Origin of the sequence: Knoellia sp. p5-6-4 (assembly GCF_029222705.1) — a bacterium.
GTDB lineage: Bacteria > Actinomycetota > Actinomycetes > Actinomycetales > Dermatophilaceae > Pedococcus_A.
Genome location: NZ_JARGZF010000002.1, coordinates 149,567 through 164,715, shown reverse-complemented (window position 1 = coordinate 164,715; position 15,149 = coordinate 149,567). Strand labels below are relative to the sequence as shown.

Annotated in this window: 14 protein-coding genes; 6 read left to right on the top strand and 8 right to left on the bottom strand. The window is 71.5% G+C overall.

The annotated features are described in order from the left end of the window. Window positions 1-294 precede the first annotated feature (294 nt). From gap to P2F65_RS12210, 5 genes are all read left to right on the top strand, one after another. A complete protein-coding gene (gene gap, locus P2F65_RS12230) occupies window positions 295-1,299 on the top strand; it encodes a type I glyceraldehyde-3-phosphate dehydrogenase (protein WP_275807902.1) in 1,005 nt (334 codons plus the stop codon). Window positions 1,300-1,316: 17 nt separating this feature from the next. Next, on the top strand, window positions 1,317-2,519 hold the full coding sequence (locus tag P2F65_RS12225; protein WP_275807899.1) for a phosphoglycerate kinase: 1,203 nt from the start codon (window positions 1,317-1,319) through the stop codon (window positions 2,517-2,519). A gap of 121 nt (window positions 2,520-2,640) precedes the next feature. Next, entirely contained in the window at window positions 2,641-3,447 is an 807-nt protein-coding gene (gene tpiA, locus P2F65_RS12220) for a triose-phosphate isomerase (protein ID WP_275807897.1), read from the top strand. Between the two features lie 157 nt (window positions 3,448-3,604). After that, window positions 3,605-3,850, top strand: a complete 246-nt coding sequence (gene secG, locus P2F65_RS12215) for a preprotein translocase subunit SecG (RefSeq protein WP_275807895.1) — start codon at window positions 3,605-3,607, stop codon at window positions 3,848-3,850. Between the two features lie 42 nt (window positions 3,851-3,892). Continuing rightward, window positions 3,893-4,243 carry an RNA polymerase-binding protein RbpA gene (locus P2F65_RS12210; protein ID WP_275807892.1) on the top strand — a complete coding sequence of 117 codons (351 nt, stop codon included), beginning with the start codon at window positions 3,893-3,895 and terminating at the stop codon, window positions 4,241-4,243. 101 nt (window positions 4,244-4,344) lie between these two features. Here P2F65_RS12210 and pgl read toward each other — a convergent pair whose 3' ends face one another. Genes pgl through tkt form a run of 6 tightly spaced genes read right to left on the bottom strand, consistent with a single transcriptional unit; the run spans window position 4,345 to window position 12,804 of the window. After that, complete coding sequence (pgl, locus tag P2F65_RS12205; protein WP_275807890.1) at window positions 4,345-5,124, bottom strand: 6-phosphogluconolactonase; 780 nt, start codon at window positions 5,122-5,124, stop codon at window positions 4,345-4,347. Further along, entirely contained in the window at window positions 5,121-6,338 is a 1,218-nt protein-coding gene (gene opcA, locus P2F65_RS12200; RefSeq protein ID WP_275807887.1) for a glucose-6-phosphate dehydrogenase assembly protein OpcA, read from the bottom strand. The genes pgl and opcA overlap by 4 nt, the downstream gene beginning before the upstream one ends. After that, the gene (gene zwf, locus P2F65_RS12195) at window positions 6,335-7,876 is read right to left on the bottom strand and encodes a glucose-6-phosphate dehydrogenase (protein WP_275807884.1); all 1,542 of its coding nucleotides are present in this window, start codon (window positions 7,874-7,876) and stop codon (window positions 6,335-6,337) included. The genes opcA and zwf overlap by 4 nt, the downstream gene beginning before the upstream one ends. A gap of 9 nt (window positions 7,877-7,885) precedes the next feature. Beyond that, the gene (locus tag P2F65_RS12190; RefSeq protein WP_275807881.1) at window positions 7,886-9,526 is read right to left on the bottom strand and encodes a glucose-6-phosphate isomerase; all 1,641 of its coding nucleotides are present in this window, start codon (window positions 9,524-9,526) and stop codon (window positions 7,886-7,888) included. Beyond that, a complete protein-coding gene (tal, locus tag P2F65_RS12185; RefSeq protein WP_275807878.1) occupies window positions 9,523-10,638 on the bottom strand; it encodes a transaldolase in 1,116 nt (371 codons plus the stop codon). Before tal ends, P2F65_RS12190 begins: the two co-directional genes overlap by 4 nt. Window positions 10,639-10,641: 3 nt before the next feature. Beyond that, window positions 10,642-12,804, bottom strand: a complete 2,163-nt coding sequence (tkt, locus tag P2F65_RS12180) for a transketolase (protein WP_275807875.1) — start codon at window positions 12,802-12,804, stop codon at window positions 10,642-10,644. Between the two features lie 220 nt (window positions 12,805-13,024). Here tkt and P2F65_RS12175 point away from each other — a divergent pair, with 220 nt between their 5' ends. Then, the gene (locus P2F65_RS12175; protein WP_275810624.1) at window positions 13,025-13,954 is read left to right on the top strand and encodes a heme o synthase; all 930 of its coding nucleotides are present in this window, start codon (window positions 13,025-13,027) and stop codon (window positions 13,952-13,954) included. Between the two features lie 46 nt (window positions 13,955-14,000). On the opposite strand, the gene P2F65_RS12170 is transcribed toward P2F65_RS12175, so the two are convergent. Both P2F65_RS12170 and P2F65_RS12165 read right to left on the bottom strand, forming a co-directional pair. Next, a complete protein-coding gene (locus P2F65_RS12170) occupies window positions 14,001-14,180 on the bottom strand; it encodes a hypothetical protein (protein WP_275807873.1) in 180 nt (59 codons plus the stop codon). 4 nt (window positions 14,181-14,184) lie between these two features. Next, window positions 14,185-15,111 (bottom strand): COX15/CtaA family protein, encoded by a 927-nt coding sequence (locus P2F65_RS12165; protein WP_275807870.1) that lies wholly within the window; start codon window positions 15,109-15,111, stop codon window positions 14,185-14,187. Between the last annotated feature and the right edge of the window lie 38 nt (window positions 15,112-15,149).

The following is a 15,149-nucleotide window of genomic DNA, read 5'->3' as shown; positions in this document are numbered from 1 at the left end:
ACGTCCTCCGCCCATGCGAGCTGTCGTGCGGTCGGTCACGAGCCCCTTCACCCGACGAACGGTCACTTCACCTGAGGTGCCACCTCGGGGTCAGCGCACCTTTATCGGGTGACCCGATAAAGGTGCGGCAGGGTCGGGTGGGACGCCTGTCCTGACCTCTGGTGCCGAAGGTCCCGACTACCCGCTCGTACCGCGGACCCGGTGTCCCCGGCCCTGCGGCATCCAATAGGGTCGGAGCTGACCCGCTGCCGTACGACATCGCGGCACACCGTCCATTCGGAAGGCTGAGGAACAGTGACTGTTCGCGTAGGGATCAATGGCTTTGGCCGCATCGGCCGCAACTTCTTCCGGGCCGTGCAGGCGTCGGGTGCCGACATCGAGATCGTGGCGGTGAACGACCTCACCGACAACGCGACCCTGGCGCACCTGCTCAAGTACGACTCGATCCTCGGCCGCCTCGCCGGCGACGTGACCTCCTCCGAGACCGAGATCTCCGTGAACGGCAAGTCGTTCAAGGCCTTCGCCGAGCGGGACCCCAGCAACCTCAAGTGGGGCGAGCTCGGCGCCGACGTCGTCATCGAGTCGACCGGCTTCTTCACCGACGCCACCAAGGCCAAGGTGCACGTCGACAACGGCGCCAAGAAGGTCATCATCTCCGCGCCCGCGAAGAACGAGGACGTCACCGTCGTCATGGGCGTCAACGACAACGCCTACGACGCGGAGAAGCACACGATCATCTCCAACGCGTCGTGCACGACGAACTGCCTGGCGCCGATGGCCAAGGTCCTCCACGACGAGTTCGGCATCGTCAAGGGCCTGATGACCACCATCCACGCCTACACCGGCGACCAGAACCTGCACGACGGCCCGCACAAGGACCTGCGCCGCGCCCGCGCCGCCGCTCTCAACATCGTGCCGACCTCCACCGGTGCCGCCAAGGCGATCGGCCTGGTCATGCCGGAGCTCAAGGGCAAGCTCGACGGCTACGCCCTGCGCGTGCCGACCCCGACCGGCTCCGCGACCGACCTCACCTTCGAGGCCGGTCGCGAGACCACCGTCGAGGAGGTCAACGCCGCGGTGAAGGCTGCCGCCGAGGGTCCGCTCAAGGGCATCCTCGTCTACACCGAGGACCCGATCGTCTCCAAGGACATCGAGACCGACCCGGCCTCGTGCATCTTCGACGCCGGCCTCACCAAGGTCATCGGCAACCAGGTCAAGGTCGTCGGCTGGTACGACAACGAGTGGGGCTACTCCAACCGCCTCATCGACCTGACGCTGCTCGTCGGCCAGTCCCTCTGACACGGGACGCGGCGAGCGTGAAGACGATCGCTGACCTGGGCGACCTCCGCGGCAGGCGGGTGCTCGTCCGGTCCGACCTCAACGTGCCGCTCGACGGCCAGACCATCACCGACGACGGCCGCATCCGCGCGTCGGCGCCGACCATCCAGGCCCTCTGCGAGGCGGGCGCACGCGTCATCGTGTGCGCCCACCTCGGCCGCCCGAAGGGCACGCCAGAGCCGAAGTACTCGCTCGCTCCGGTGGCGAAGCGGCTCGGCGAGGTGCTCGGCCGCGAGGTCCGGTTCGCCGAGGACACCGTGGGCGACTCCGCCAAGGCGGCCGTCGAGGCCTCCGGTGACGGCGACGTGGTGCTGCTGGAGAACCTGCGCTTCAACGCAGGGGAGACTTCCAAGGACGAGGCCGAGCGTGGCGCCTTCGCCGACGAGCTCGCCTCTCTCGCAGACGTCTTCGTCTCCGACGGCTTCGGCGTCGTCCACCGCAAGCAGGCCTCGGTCTACGACGTGGCGCGGCGACTGCCGCACGCCGTGGGTGGACTGGTGGAGACCGAGGTCGGTGTGCTGCAGCGCCTCACCAAGGACCCGGAGCGTCCGTATGCCGTGGTGCTGGGTGGCGCGAAGGTGTCCGACAAGCTCGGTGTCATCGACAACCTGCTCCAGACCGCCGACCGCCTCCTCATCGGTGGCGGCATGGTCTTCACCTTCCTGAAGGCCCAGGGCTACGAGGTGGGCAAGAGCCTGCTGGAGGCCGACCAGGTCGAGGTGGTCAAGGGCTACCTCGACCAGGCCCACGAGCGGGGCGTCGAGATCGTCCTGCCGGTCGACATCGTCGCGGCCACCGAGTTCTCGGCCGACGCCGACCCGCAGGTGGTGCCCGCAGGCGCCATCCCCGCCGACCGGATGGGCCTGGACATCGGACCGGAGTCCGGGTTCCTGTTCGCCGAGAAGCTCAAGCACTGCAGGACGGTCTTCTGGAACGGCCCGATGGGCGCGTTCGAGATGGACCCGTATGCCGAGGGCACGGCGGCCGTGGCGGAGGCCCTCGTCGAGCTGACCCGGAAGGGCGCCCTCACCGTGGTGGGCGGCGGCGACTCGGCTGCCGCCGTGCGCCAGCTCGGCTTCGACGACGACCAGTTCGGCCACATCTCGACCGGTGGCGGCGCCAGCCTGGAGTACCTCGAGGGCAAGGAGCTGCCCGGCCTGACCGTCCTCGACGAGGACTGAGCGCCTCAGCTGGACCAGGACGGGTGGGCCGGGCCGCACGCGGCCCGGCCCACCACAGGCACACCGAGAGCGCGAGCGCGGTACGCACACGGCTGCCGCACCCACACCGACAAGGAGTCCCATGGCTGCCACCCCGGCAGGACGCACGCCCCTCATGGCGGGCAACTGGAAGATGAACCTCGACCACCTGCAGGCCACCCACCTGGTGCAGAAGCTGGACTGGACCCTGCGGGACGGCAAGCACGACTTCGCTGCCGTCGAGGTGGCCGTGCTGCCGCCGTTCACGGACCTGCGCAGCGTGCAGACGCTCATCGACGGTGACCGGCTGCAGCTCAAGCACGGGGCGCAGGACCTGAGCATGCACGACAGCGGCGCGTACACCGGCGAGGTGTCGGGCGCGTTCCTCGCCAGGCTCGGGTGCACCTACGTCGTCGTCGGCCACAGCGAGCGGCGCGAGTACCACCACGAGACCGACGAGGTCGTGAACGCCAAGCTCAAGGCGGCGTACCGCCACGGGCTCACCCCGATCTTCTGCGTCGGCGAGGGGCTCGAGGTGCGGCAGGCCGGTGAGCACGTGGCCCACGTGCTGGCGCAGGTCGAGGCCGGCCTGAAGGACGTCACGGCCGAGCAGGCCAGGACGATGGTCGTCGCCTACGAGCCGGTGTGGGCCATCGGCACCGGCGAGGTCGCCACGCCGCAGGACGCCCAGGAGGTGTGCTCGGCCATCCGCACCAAGCTCGCCGAGCTCTACTCCGGCGACCTGGCCGACGGCGTGCGGGTGCTGTACGGCGGTTCGGTCAAGGCCGCCAACGTCGCGGCGATCATGGCCGAGGAGGATGTGGACGGCGCTCTCGTCGGCGGTGCGTCCATCGTCGCGGAGGAGTTCGCCTCGATCTGCCGCTACCGCGACCACATGAAGACCTCCTGAGCCGAGCGGGTGCGGGCGCCGGTGCGCTGACGTCGGTGCACGGGCGCCCGGCGCGCCGGTGCCCGAGGTTCGGCCGCTCGGGAGCGAGCAGGTATTCTGACCCGTGCTGCACTTTGTGGTGCGGCGAGACACAGACGTCGACGGACAAGGGAAACGCGTGGAAGCCGTAAAGATTGGCCTGCAGGTGCTGCTGGTCATTGGGGGCCTGTTCCTGACCCTCCTGATCCTCCTGCACAAGGGCAAGGGCGGCGGCCTGTCGGACATGTTCGGTGGCGGCATGTCGACCTCGCTGGGCTCCTCCTCCGTGGCCGAGCGCAACCTCGACCGCTTCACGGTGGCCGTGGCGGTCGTGTGGTTCGCCTGCATCGTGGGCCTCGGGCTCATCGAGCGCTTCTCCGCCTGACGTGACGCTGACTGAACTGAACGCTGAAAGGCACAACTGACCATGGCAGGTGGCAACGCAATCCGCGGCAGCCGAGTCGGCGCCGGACCCATGGGGGAGGCCGAGCGCGGCGACGCCGCTCCCCGCGTCTTCGTCTCCTACTGGTGCGCCAACGGCCACCAGACCCGCCCGAGCTTCGCCGAGGAGCCGGGTCTGAGCATCCCCGAGACGTGGGACTGCCCGCGCTGCGGCTTCCCAGCGGGCCAGGACGAGGCGAACCCGCCGGCCCCGCCGCGGGTCGAGCCCTACAAGACGCACCTGGCCTACGTGAAGGAGCGCCGCTCCGACGCCGACGGCAAGGCGATCCTCGAGGAGGCCCTGGCCACGCTGCGTGAGCGCAAGCTCATCCAGTAGCACCCGGGACGCACCCCGACGAAAACCCACCGCACGGCCCCGGATACGGGGCCACGCGGTGGGTTTCGTTTCGCGAGGGGGGCAGGGGCGTCGGAGGAACGTCAGGGGGAGCTGATCCGCACCAACGCCCGTGGCACGTGGGTGGCCGCGGCTCGGTCGATGAGCCACGTGGTGGACCGGGTGCCGCTCACCCCGGCGGCCGGCGCCTGGCGCGGACCCGCCCCGGAGAGCGCCAGGCCCACCGCCTTCGCCTTGTCGTCACCGGAGACGAGGAACCACACGTCGCGCGCCGCGCACAGGGCGCGGAAGGTCAACGAGATCCGCGTGGGCGGAGGCTTCGGCGAGCCGTGCACCGCCACGACGGTCGCCTCCTGCTCGTGCAGCGCCGGGTGCTCCGGGAAGAGCGAGGCGACGTGCGCGTCCGGCCCCACGCCCAGCATGACCACGTCGAAGCGGGGCACGTCCTCACCGAGCTCCGCCTCGGAGGCCAGCTCGGCGGCATACCGTCGGGCCGCGTCCTCGACGCGGGCACCCTCGGGGCCGTCGGAGGCGGGCATCGCATGAACGCGCGCGGGCTCGAGCCCGACCTCGTCGAGCAGCGCCGCGCGCGCCTGGGTCTCGTTGCGCTCGGGGTCGCCGGCGGGCAGGTAGCGCTCGTCACCCCACCAGAGGTTCACGCGGGACCAGTCGATCGCGTCGCACGCGGGGCTCGCCCCGAGCGAGGCGAGGATCGCCGAGCCCATCGAGCCACCGGTGAGCACGATGTCGGCCTCGCCGCGCGACGCCTGGGCGTCGACGATGGCCGTCACCAGCCGGGCGGCCGCCGCGTCGGCGAGCAGCTGCTTGTCGCGGTGGACGACGACCAGGGGCGGGCGGCTCACGACGCCGCCCCTGCCGTGCTGCCGGCGTCGCTGCCGGGATCGGCGCCGGCACCGGACTCGTCGCCGTGTGCGGCGTCGGAGTCGGTGCCTGCCTTGGCCCTGGCCAGCCTGCGGGCCGCAGCCTTCTTGACGGTTGCGGTGTCAGCGCGTGCCTCTGGCTCGGGCGCCGCCTCCACCATGGCGCTGCGGCTCTCGATGCGGGCACCGCGGCGCAGCCGGCGCAGGGTTCGCTCGGCCTCGACCACGGAGGGCGCCTCGCCGTCGGCCACCGCCTCGCTGGCGGTCTTGCCCTTGGAGGGCGCGGCCAGCTGCGGCATGCCCCGGGTCATGACCTCCTGGTAGACCTCGTCCGGGTCGAGCCTGCGCAGCTCGTCGGCCAGGCACTCGGCGTCGCTGCGGTGCGGCAGCGAGATGGTGCGGTCCGGCTGCCCGGGCTGGATCAACGTCGCCGTGTCGCCCTCGGGCCGCACGAGGTCGATGTTGCCGGCGCGGCGCTCGAGCCGGACGCTGACGATGCCGGTGCCCGCCCGGGACCGGGTGCGCCGGACCGGGCACTTGAGGTACTGCGCGAGCCACGCCGCCAGCAGGTCCGCCGACGGGGAGTCCGAGCCGCCGGTCACCGTGGCGGAGAGCACCGGCTCGTAGGGCGGCTGGTCGAGGGCGGCGGCGAGCAGGCCCCGCCACAGGGTGATCCGGGTCCAGGCCAGGTCGGTGTCGCCCGGCGCGTAGGTCTCGGCCCGGTGCTTCATCTCGGCCCGGGGGTTCCTGGCCGCGGCGGCGTCGGTGATGCGGCGCTGGGCCATCGCGCCGATGGCGTCCTCCGAGATCCGTCGAGGGGCCGCGGTGGGCCACAACGCGACCACGGGGGAGTCGGGCAGCAGGAGCGGGATCACCACGCTGCGCCCGTGGCGGGTCAGCGGACCGTAGAGGCGCAGGACCACGACCTCGCTCGCGCCGGCGTCGCCGCCGACCCGGATCTGGGCGTCGAGGCGTGAGGCGCCCCGCTTGTTGCCGGTCACGACGGCGATGATGCGGCACGGGTGCTGGTGGCTGGCGTCGTTGGCGACCTGGATGGCGTCCTCGGCGTGCCGCTCGTCGACGACCAGCACGAGCGTCAGCACCCGGCTCAGGGCCATCGCGCCGACGTCCTGGCGCAGCCGCACCAGCTTCTTGCTGATCTCCTTGGTCGTGGTGCTGGGCAGGTCGACGATCACGGCATCCTCCAGACACGGCCGTCGCGGCGCATCATCTCGTCGGCGCACTCGGGGCCCCAGCCGCCGGCGGGGTAGGGGTCGGGCCGTCCGTGCCTGGCCCAGAAGCGCTCGACCGGGTCGAGGATCTTCCAGGACAGCTCGACCTCCTCGTGCCGCGGGAACAGCGGCGGATCGCCGAGGAGCACGTCGAGGATGAGCCGCTCGTAGGCCTCGGGGCTGGACTCGGTGAAGGCGCGGCCGTAGCCGAAGTCCATGGAGACGTCGCGCACCTCCATCTGCGCGCCGGGCACCTTGGCGCCGAAGCGCATGGTGATGCCCTCGTCGGGCTGCACGCGGATGACGATGGCGTTCTGGCCCAGCTCCTCCGTCGCGGTCTGGGCGAACGGCAGGTGCGGCGCCCGCTTGAACACCACGGCGATCTCGGTGACCCGCTTGCCGAGCCGCTTGCCGGTGCGCAGGTAGAAGGGGACCCCCGCCCACCGGCGGCTGTCGATCTCGAGCTTCAGCGCGGCATACGTCTCGGTCGTGGAGTCGGCCTTGATGCCGTCCTCGTCGAGGTAGCCGATGACCTGCTCCCCGCCCTGCCAGCCGGCTGCGTACTGGCCGCGAGCCGTGGCCTTGGACAGGTCCTCTGGCAGGCGCACCGCAGAGAGCACCTTCTCCTTCTCGGCGCGCAGGTGCTCGGCGTCGAACGACACCGGCTCCTCCATGGCGGTCAGCGCGAGCAGCTGCAGGAGGTGGTTCTGGATGACGTCGCGGGCGGCGCCGATGCCGTCGTAGTAGCCGGCCCGGCCCGCGATGCCGATGTCCTCGGCCATCGTGATCTGCACGTGGTCGACGTAGTTGGCGTTCCAGACCGGCTCGAACAGCTGGTTGGCGAAGCGCAGCGCCAGCAGGTTCTGCACCGTCTCCTTGCCGAGGTAGTGGTCGATGCGGAACACCGAGTCCGGCGGGAAGACGCCCTCGACGATGTCGTTGAGCTCGCGGGCGCTCTTCAGGTCGTGGCCGAACGGCTTCTCGATCACGACCCGCCGCCAGCTCCCGTCGGTGGACTTGGTCAGCCCGCAGCGCTCGAGCTGCTCGCAGACCGTGGAGAAGAACGCGGGCGGGATGGAGAGGTAGAACGCCTGGTTGCCGCCGGTGCCGCGCTCGGCCTCGAGCGAGTGGACGGTCTCGGCCAGCAGGTCGAACGCCGCCGGGTCGTCGAACACGCCCGGTACGAAACGGAAGCCCTCGGAGAGGTTGCGCCAGACGTCCTCGCGGAACGGCGTGCGCGCGTGCTGCTTGACCGCCTCGTAGACGACCTTGCCGAAGTCCTGGTCGGCCCAGTCGCGTCGGGCGAAGCCGACCAGCGAGAAGCCCGGCGGCAGCAGGCCGCGGTTGGCCAGGTCGTAGACCGCCGGCATCAGCTTCTTGCGCGCGAGGTCGCCCGTGACGCCGAACAGCACCAGGCCGCAGGGGCCGGCGATGCGGGGGAGGCGCTTGTCGCGGGGGTCGCGGAGGGGGTTGTGGCCCTGGGTCACCCGGGCTGGAGTCATGCAGTGCCCTTACGTCAGCGTGTGGCGCGAAAGTGCGGCGACGACCTGTCGGAGGCCGGCGTCGTGGTCGGTCAGGTGCAGGCGGAGCACCGGGCGGCCGATCTCGGCCAGCACCTGCGCGTCACCCGCGGCCTGGGCGGCGATGAACTCGCCGAAGGTGAAGTCGCGACCGGGGACCTCGAGGTCCTCGCGCGGCTGCGCCGTGACCTGGAGGTAGACGCCGATGTCCGGACCTCCCTTGTGGAACTGGCCTGTCGAGTGGAGGAAGCGGGGTCCCCACCCGAAGGTCACCGGCCGCCGGACGTGCGCGGCCAGCCGAGGGCGGACGTCCGCCAGCGAGGCGTCGGCGAGCCGGTCGAGGTAGGCCATCACGGCGACGTAGCCGTCGGGACGAAGACGTCGCAGCAGGGCGTCCACGGCCTGCTCGACCGTCGTCGCGTCACCGAACCAGTCGCCGCCGAGGGCGCGGACCTCCACGGCGCCGTCGGTGAACGCCGGTGGCTGAACCTGGCCGCCGCTGTCCTCGAGCAGGCCGCGGGCCGCCTTCTTGGCGCTCTCGACGTCCGGCTGGTCGAAGGGGTTGATGCCGAGAAGCCTCCCCGCGACGGCGGTGGCGGCCTCCCAGAGCAGCAGCTGGGCGCCGAGCGAGCCCGTGACCTCGATGTCGGAGCGGCCGGGCTGGACGAGCTCGTCCGGGCTGTCGGTGTCCTCGGCGTCGCCCTTCAGGCGCAGGACAGTGACGTCGTCCGGAGGCCACTCGACCTCGTACTCCTCCTCCTCGGCGACCACCACGGGCAGGATGCCGGTGCCCCGCTTGCCGGTGCTCTCGGCGATGAGCTGCTCGGCCCAGTCGGGCAGGCCGACGATGCCGGAGCCGTCGTCGACCAGCACGAGCTTGTCGCGCAGCGGGTTGGTGCCGGCCATGGCCGCACCGAGCCGCAGGGCCGGGTTCCCCTCGTCATCGGCGCCGAGCACGTCGGAGACGGCCTCGGCGTCGTCGAGGATCGCCTCGACGTCGGCGCCGGCCAGGCCGGAGGGCACCAGCCCGAAGGCGGTCAGTGCGGAGTAGCGACCGCCGACGTTCGGGTCGGCGTTGACCACGCGGTAGCCGCCCTCGCGGGACTCCCGGTCCAGGGGGCTGCCGGGGTCGGTGACCACGACGATGCGGCCGGTGGGGTCGATGCCCGCCTCGGAGAAGGCCGCCTGGAAGGCGCGCCGCTGCGAGTCGGTCTCGACCGTGGACCCGGACTTGCTGGAGACCACGACGACGGTGCGCTCGAGGTCGACCAGCGCCGAGCGGACCATGTCGGGGTCCGAGGAGTCGAGCACCACGAGCGGCACCCCCGCCGTGGCGCAGATCACCTCGGGCGCGAGCGACGAGCCGCCCATGCCGCAGAGCACGACGCGGTCGACGCCCTCGCCCCGGAAGTGCTCGCGCAGGGCGGCAACCTCGCCGACGAGGGGGCGGGACGAGCGGGGCAGGCCCACCCAGGAGAGCCGGACGGACGCCTCGGACCGGGCCTCGGGACCCCACAGCGTGGCGTCCTGGGCGAACAGGCGGCTCGCGAAGCGCTCGGCGACGAGCTCGGGCACCCGGGCGGCGATCGCGTCGGCCGCGGGGCCCGAGGCGACGACGCCGACGGCGCTCACGCGCTCAGCCTGTCGAGCTCGGACCGCACGCCCTTGAGCAGCTCCTCCCACGACGCCTCGAACTTGTCCACGCCCTCCTTCTCGAGCTGGGCGGTGACGTCGGCGTAGGAGATGCCGAGCCGCTCGAGCGCGTCGAGGATCTCGGCCGCCTGCGTGTAGGAGCCGGTGACCGTGTCGCCCCGGACCTCGCCGTGGTCGATCACGGCATCCAGCGTCTTCTCCGGCATGGTGTTGACGGTGTTCGGCGCCACCAGCTCGGTCACGTAGAGCGTGTCGGAGTAGTCGGGGTTCTTGACGCCGGTGGAGGCCCACAGCGGACGCTGCACGTGCGCGCCGTCGTCGGCGAGGTTCTGCCAGCGCGGTGTGGAGAAGACCTCCTCGAACGCCTGGTAGGCCAGCTGCGCGTTGGCGACACCGGCCCGGCCCCGCAGGGAGAGCGCCTCCTCGCTGCCGATGGTCTCGAGCCGCTTGTCGACCTCGGTGTCGACGCGGGAGACGAAGAACGAGGCGACCGAGTCGATCTCGTGCAGGTCGCGGCCGGCCTCGCGGGCCTGCTCGAGGCCGGTGAGGAAGGCGTTCATGACGCCGCGGTAGCGATCGAGGGAGAAGATCAGCGTCACGTTGACGCTGATGCCCTCCGAGAGGACCTGCGAGATCGCCGGGAGGCCCTCCACGGTGGCGGGGATCTTGATGAAGACATTGGGCCGGTCGACCGTCGCCCACAGCGTGCGGGCCGCCTCGATGGTGGCTGCGGTGTCGTGGGCCAGCCGCGGGTCGACCTCGATGGAGACCCGGCCGTCGACGCCCTCGGTGGCGTCGTAGACGGGACGCATGATGTCGCAGGCGTTGCGGACGTCCTCAGTCGTCAGGACGAAGACGGTGTCGTCGACGGTGCGGCCCTCGGCGGCGAGCTTGGCCACCTGCTCGTCGTAGGCGTCACCCTCGGCGAGCGCCAGCTGGAAGATCGACGGGTTCGTCGTCACGCCGACGACGCCCTTGGTGTCGATGAGCTCCTGCAGGTTGCCGCTCTGGATGCGCTGGCGGGAGAGGTCGTCGAGCCAGACGGAGACGCCGTTGTCGGCGAGGGCCCTCAGGGCTGGGTTGTCGGTCATGCGTCAGTTTCCCTTCGCGGTCTTGATGGACCTCTTGGCGGCCGCGACGACCGCCGCGGTGGTGAAGCCGAACTCCTTGAACAGCGTGGCGAAGTCGGCCGAGGCGCCGTAGTGGTCGATGCCGATGACCTCACCGGCGTCGCCGACCAGCTCGCGCCAGCCCTGCGGCACACCGGCCTCCACGCTCACGCGGGCGCGCACGGCGCGGGGCAGGACCTTCTCGCGGTAGGCCGCGCTCTGCTCGTCGAACCACTCGCGGCACGGCATGGAGACCACACGAGTGCCAACACCCTGCCTCTCCAGCGTCTTCCGCGCCTCGACCGCCAGCTGCACCTCGGAGCCGGTGGCGATGAGGATCACGTCGGGGGTCCCCGTGGAGGCCTCGGCCATGATGTAGCCGCCCTTGGCCACGTTGCGGGCCCTGGCGTACTCCCTGCGGTCGTAGACCGGCACGGCCTGACGGGTCAGCGCGAGGGCCGCGGGGCGGTCGCGCTTCCCCAGCACCGCCAACCAGGCGGCGGCGGTCTCGTTGGCGTCCGCGGGACGGATGACGTCGAGGCCGGGGATCGCCCGCAGTGCAGCCAGGTGCTCGATGGGCTGGTGGGTCGGGCCGTCCTCGCCGAGGCCGATCGAGTCGTGGGTCCACACGAACGTCACGGGCAGCTGCTGGATCGCGGCGAGGCGGACGGCGGGACGCATGTAGTCGGAGAACACGAGGAACGTGCCGCCGTACGGACGGGTGAGGCCCTCGAGCGCGATGCCGTTGAGGATCATGCCCATCCCGTGCTCGCGGACGCCGAAGTGGAGCGTGCGGCCGTAGGGGCCGCCCTTCCACTCGCGGGTCTGCTTGCCGGTCGGGATGAAGGACTCCGCGCCCTCCATGGTGGTGTTGTTCGACTCGGCGAGGTCGGCCGAGCCGCCCCACAGCTCGGGCATGACGTCGGCGATCGCGCCGAGCACCTTGCCCGAGGCGGCACGGGTGGCCAGGCCCTTCTCGTTGTCGGCGGGGAAGACCGGCAGGGCCTTGTCGAGGCCGGCCGGCAGGTCACCGGCCACCAGGCGGTCGAGCAGCTCGGCCCGCTCGGTGTTGGCCTTGCGCCACGCGGCATACGTCTTGTCCCACGCCTTGCGGGCGGCCTTGCCGCGGGCCTTGGCCTTGCGGGTGTGTGTCAGCACCGCGCGGTCGACCTCGAAGGTCTTCTTCGGGTTGAACCCGAGCAGCTCCTTGGTGGCGGCGATCTCGTCGGCGCCGAGGGCGGAGCCGTGCGACTTGCCGGTGTCCTGCTTGGTCGGCGCGGGCCAGGCGATGATCGTGTGCAGGACGACCAGCGTCGGGCGCTTCGAGCGCTTGGACCTCTCGAGCGCGGCGTGGAGCGCGTCGACGTCCTCGACGTAGGTCTCGCCGTCGCCGTCCTTGCGCCAGTCGACGTCGACGACGTCCCAGCCGTAGGCCTCGAAGCGCCTGCCCACGTCCTCGGAGAACGAGATGTCGGTGTCGTCCTCGATGGAGATCTGGTTGGCGTCGTAGACGACCGTGAGGTTGCCCAGCTCCTGGTGTCCGGCGAGCGAGCAGGCCTCGTGGGAGACGCCTTCCATGATGTCGCCGTCGGAGGCCAGCACCCAGATGTGGTGGTCGAAGGGGCTCTCACCGGGCTTGGCGTCGGGGTCGAGCAGGCCGCGCTGGCGGCGCTGGGCGAAGGCCATGCCGACGGCCGAGGCGAGGCCGGATCCGAGCGGGCCGGTGGTGATCTCGACGCCGGGGGTGTGGTGCACCTCGGGGTGGCCCGGGGTGATCGAGCCCCAGGTGCGCAGCGCCTTCAGGTCGTCGAGCTCGACGCCGTAGCCGGCGAGGAAGAGCTGGATGTACTGGGTGAGGCTCGAGTGCCCGCAGGAGAGCACGAACCGGTCGCGCCCGAGCCAGTGCGGGTCGGCGGGGTCGTGGCGCATCACCTGCTGGTAGAGCAGGTAGGCCGCGGGGGCCAGGCTCATGGCCGTGCCCGGGTGGCCGTTGCCGACCTTCTGCACTGCGTCCGCGGCGAGGACCCGCACCGTGTCGACGGCCCGGATGTCGACGTCGGACCACCCGGCCTTGCGTGCGACGGGCTTGGGCAGGGAGGCGTCGCGCCCCCTGACTGCCGCAGACTTGGCGGTGCGTGTGGTGGTCACGGGTACAGGTCTCCTTCGAAGAGGGGCACTGGCAACAGCCCCTGAGCCTAGTGGCGGGCGTGACCTGCGTCGCACGCAGGACCAACCACCGGTCAACCGGGTGGGTGGCGGACGAGCCGTCCGCGGGGCCCCGGGCGTCGCGGGCTAGACTGGCCGGGCTCCCTGACCTACCGCACCACCCGCAAAGGACGCTGTGACCGCTCTCGATCCGTCTGCCCGGATCTCCGCGTCCCCGGCCGCAGGGGTGAAGCACGGGTGGAGGCGTACCGTCGGCGCCTACGTCGCGCTGACCAAGCCGCGCATCATCGAGCTCCTCCTGGTCACCACGGTGCCGGTGATGTTCCTGGCCGAGCGCGGCGTCCCGTCACTGTGGCTCATCGTCGCCACCCTCGTCGGCGGCTCGTTGAGCGCCGGCGCGGCCAACACGTTCAACTGCGTCTACGACCGCGACATCGACGCCGAGATGCACCGCACCAGCAACCGGCCGATGGTCACCGGCGAGGTCACGCCCCGCAACGGGCTGGTCTTCGGCGCGGTGCTCACCGTGGTCTCGACCCTCTGGTTCGCGTGGCAGGTCAACCTGATCTCGGCCGCGCTCTCGCTCGGCGCGATCCTGATGTATGCCGTGGGCTACACGATGATCCTCAAGCGCCGGACCGCGCAGAACATCGTGTGGGGCGGCGCGGCCGGTTGCATGCCCGTGCTCATCGGGTGGGCCGCGGTCACCGGCACGGTGGGCTGGGAGGCGGTGATCCTCTTCCTGGTCATCTTCTTCTGGACGCCGCCGCACTACTGGCCGCTGTCCATGCGGTTCAAGGACGACTACGCCGCGGCGCACGTGCCGATGCTGCCGGTGGTGGAGCGCTTCACCGTCGTCGCCAGGCAGATCGTCGCGTACTCCTGGGCCATGGTCGCGACGTCGCTGCTGCTGGTGCCGGTCGCCCCGATGGGGTGGATCTACCTCGTCACGGCGCTGGTCTCCGGAGGCCTGTTCATCGCCGAGGCGCACCGACTGCTGCGGGCGGCGAAGGCGGGGGAGGGACCCAAGGTGCTGCGGCCGATGCGGCTGTTCCACTTCTCGATCAGCTACGTCGCCATCCTCTTCCTCGGCGTCGCGGTCGACCCCCTGCTGTACCTGCCGATCACCTGACGGTTCGGGGCGAAGGCGACCGGCGCCGCCAGTGCCCAGCGGCTGCTCAGCGGCCGGTGCAGGTGATGCCGTGGTCGGCCATCTCGCCGGGCAGGGCGACACCGCCCGGGGTCTGTCCGTAGGACGCGCACTCCGGGACGCGGGCGTCCGCCCACACGAGCACGCCGAGGAGGGCGGCCACGAGGGCCACCTTCACCTGGGTCCTGCGGCTCCAGTCCTTCGGCACGGGCTCAGTCTGGCAGGCCGGAGCGCAGTCGCACCACACCCGCCGTGAGGGCGACGACCAGCAGCGACGCCAGCAGCATGTGGGTGAGGACGAGCACCTCGGGCAGGTCGGTGAGGTACTGCACGTAGCCGACGACGCCCTGGGCGAGCGTGACGAGCAGCACCGTGCGCCAGGCGTCGGGGGCGCGGCGGGAGGTGGCCGAGAGCCGGGCGGCGACCCAGACGGCGACCACGAGGCCGATGAAGAGCATCACCGCGTCGGCGTGGAGCCACGAAATCGTGCGCGGGTCGAAGCCGAAGCGGGCGGGCTCGTCGGCGTCGCCGGAGTGCGGTCCGGAGCCGGTCACGACCGTGCCGAGCAGGAGCACGACGCCGGCGACCGCGCAGGCCAGCCAGGCGAGCCGCTCCACGAGCGGGTGCACGGCGAGCGGGCGGGCTCCCGGCGGCTCCTGCGCCCGGAACACGATGAAGGCCGAGGTGGCGACGAGCACCATCGAGACGAGGAAGTGTGCTGCGACCGTGGCGGGGTGCAGGCCCGTGAGCACGGTGACCCCGCCGAGCACCGCCTGGGTGACGACCCCGCCGAGCACGAGCCAGGCGGGCACCATGAGGTCGCGCCGGGCACCGGCCCACCTCCACACGGCATACACGACGAGGATCGCGGCGAGACCGACCGCGCCCGTGAGGGTGCGGTTGCCGAACTCGATGTAGCGGTGGAAGCCCTCCGCCTGCTCCCGGACCGGCACGTAGCTCCCCGGCACGCACTCGGGCCAGGTGGGGCAGCCGAGCCCGCTCCCCGTGAGCCGCACCAGGCCGCCGGTGACCACGATGAGCACCTCGACGACGAGGTTGGCCAGGAGGATGCGCGAGAGCCAGGGCGAGCTGGCGACGCCGCGCGTGGCCAGTGCGGTGGCGGGGGGTGCTGCGGTCACGACACGAGGGTACGCAGCGGCCACGGCCCGCCTGTGCT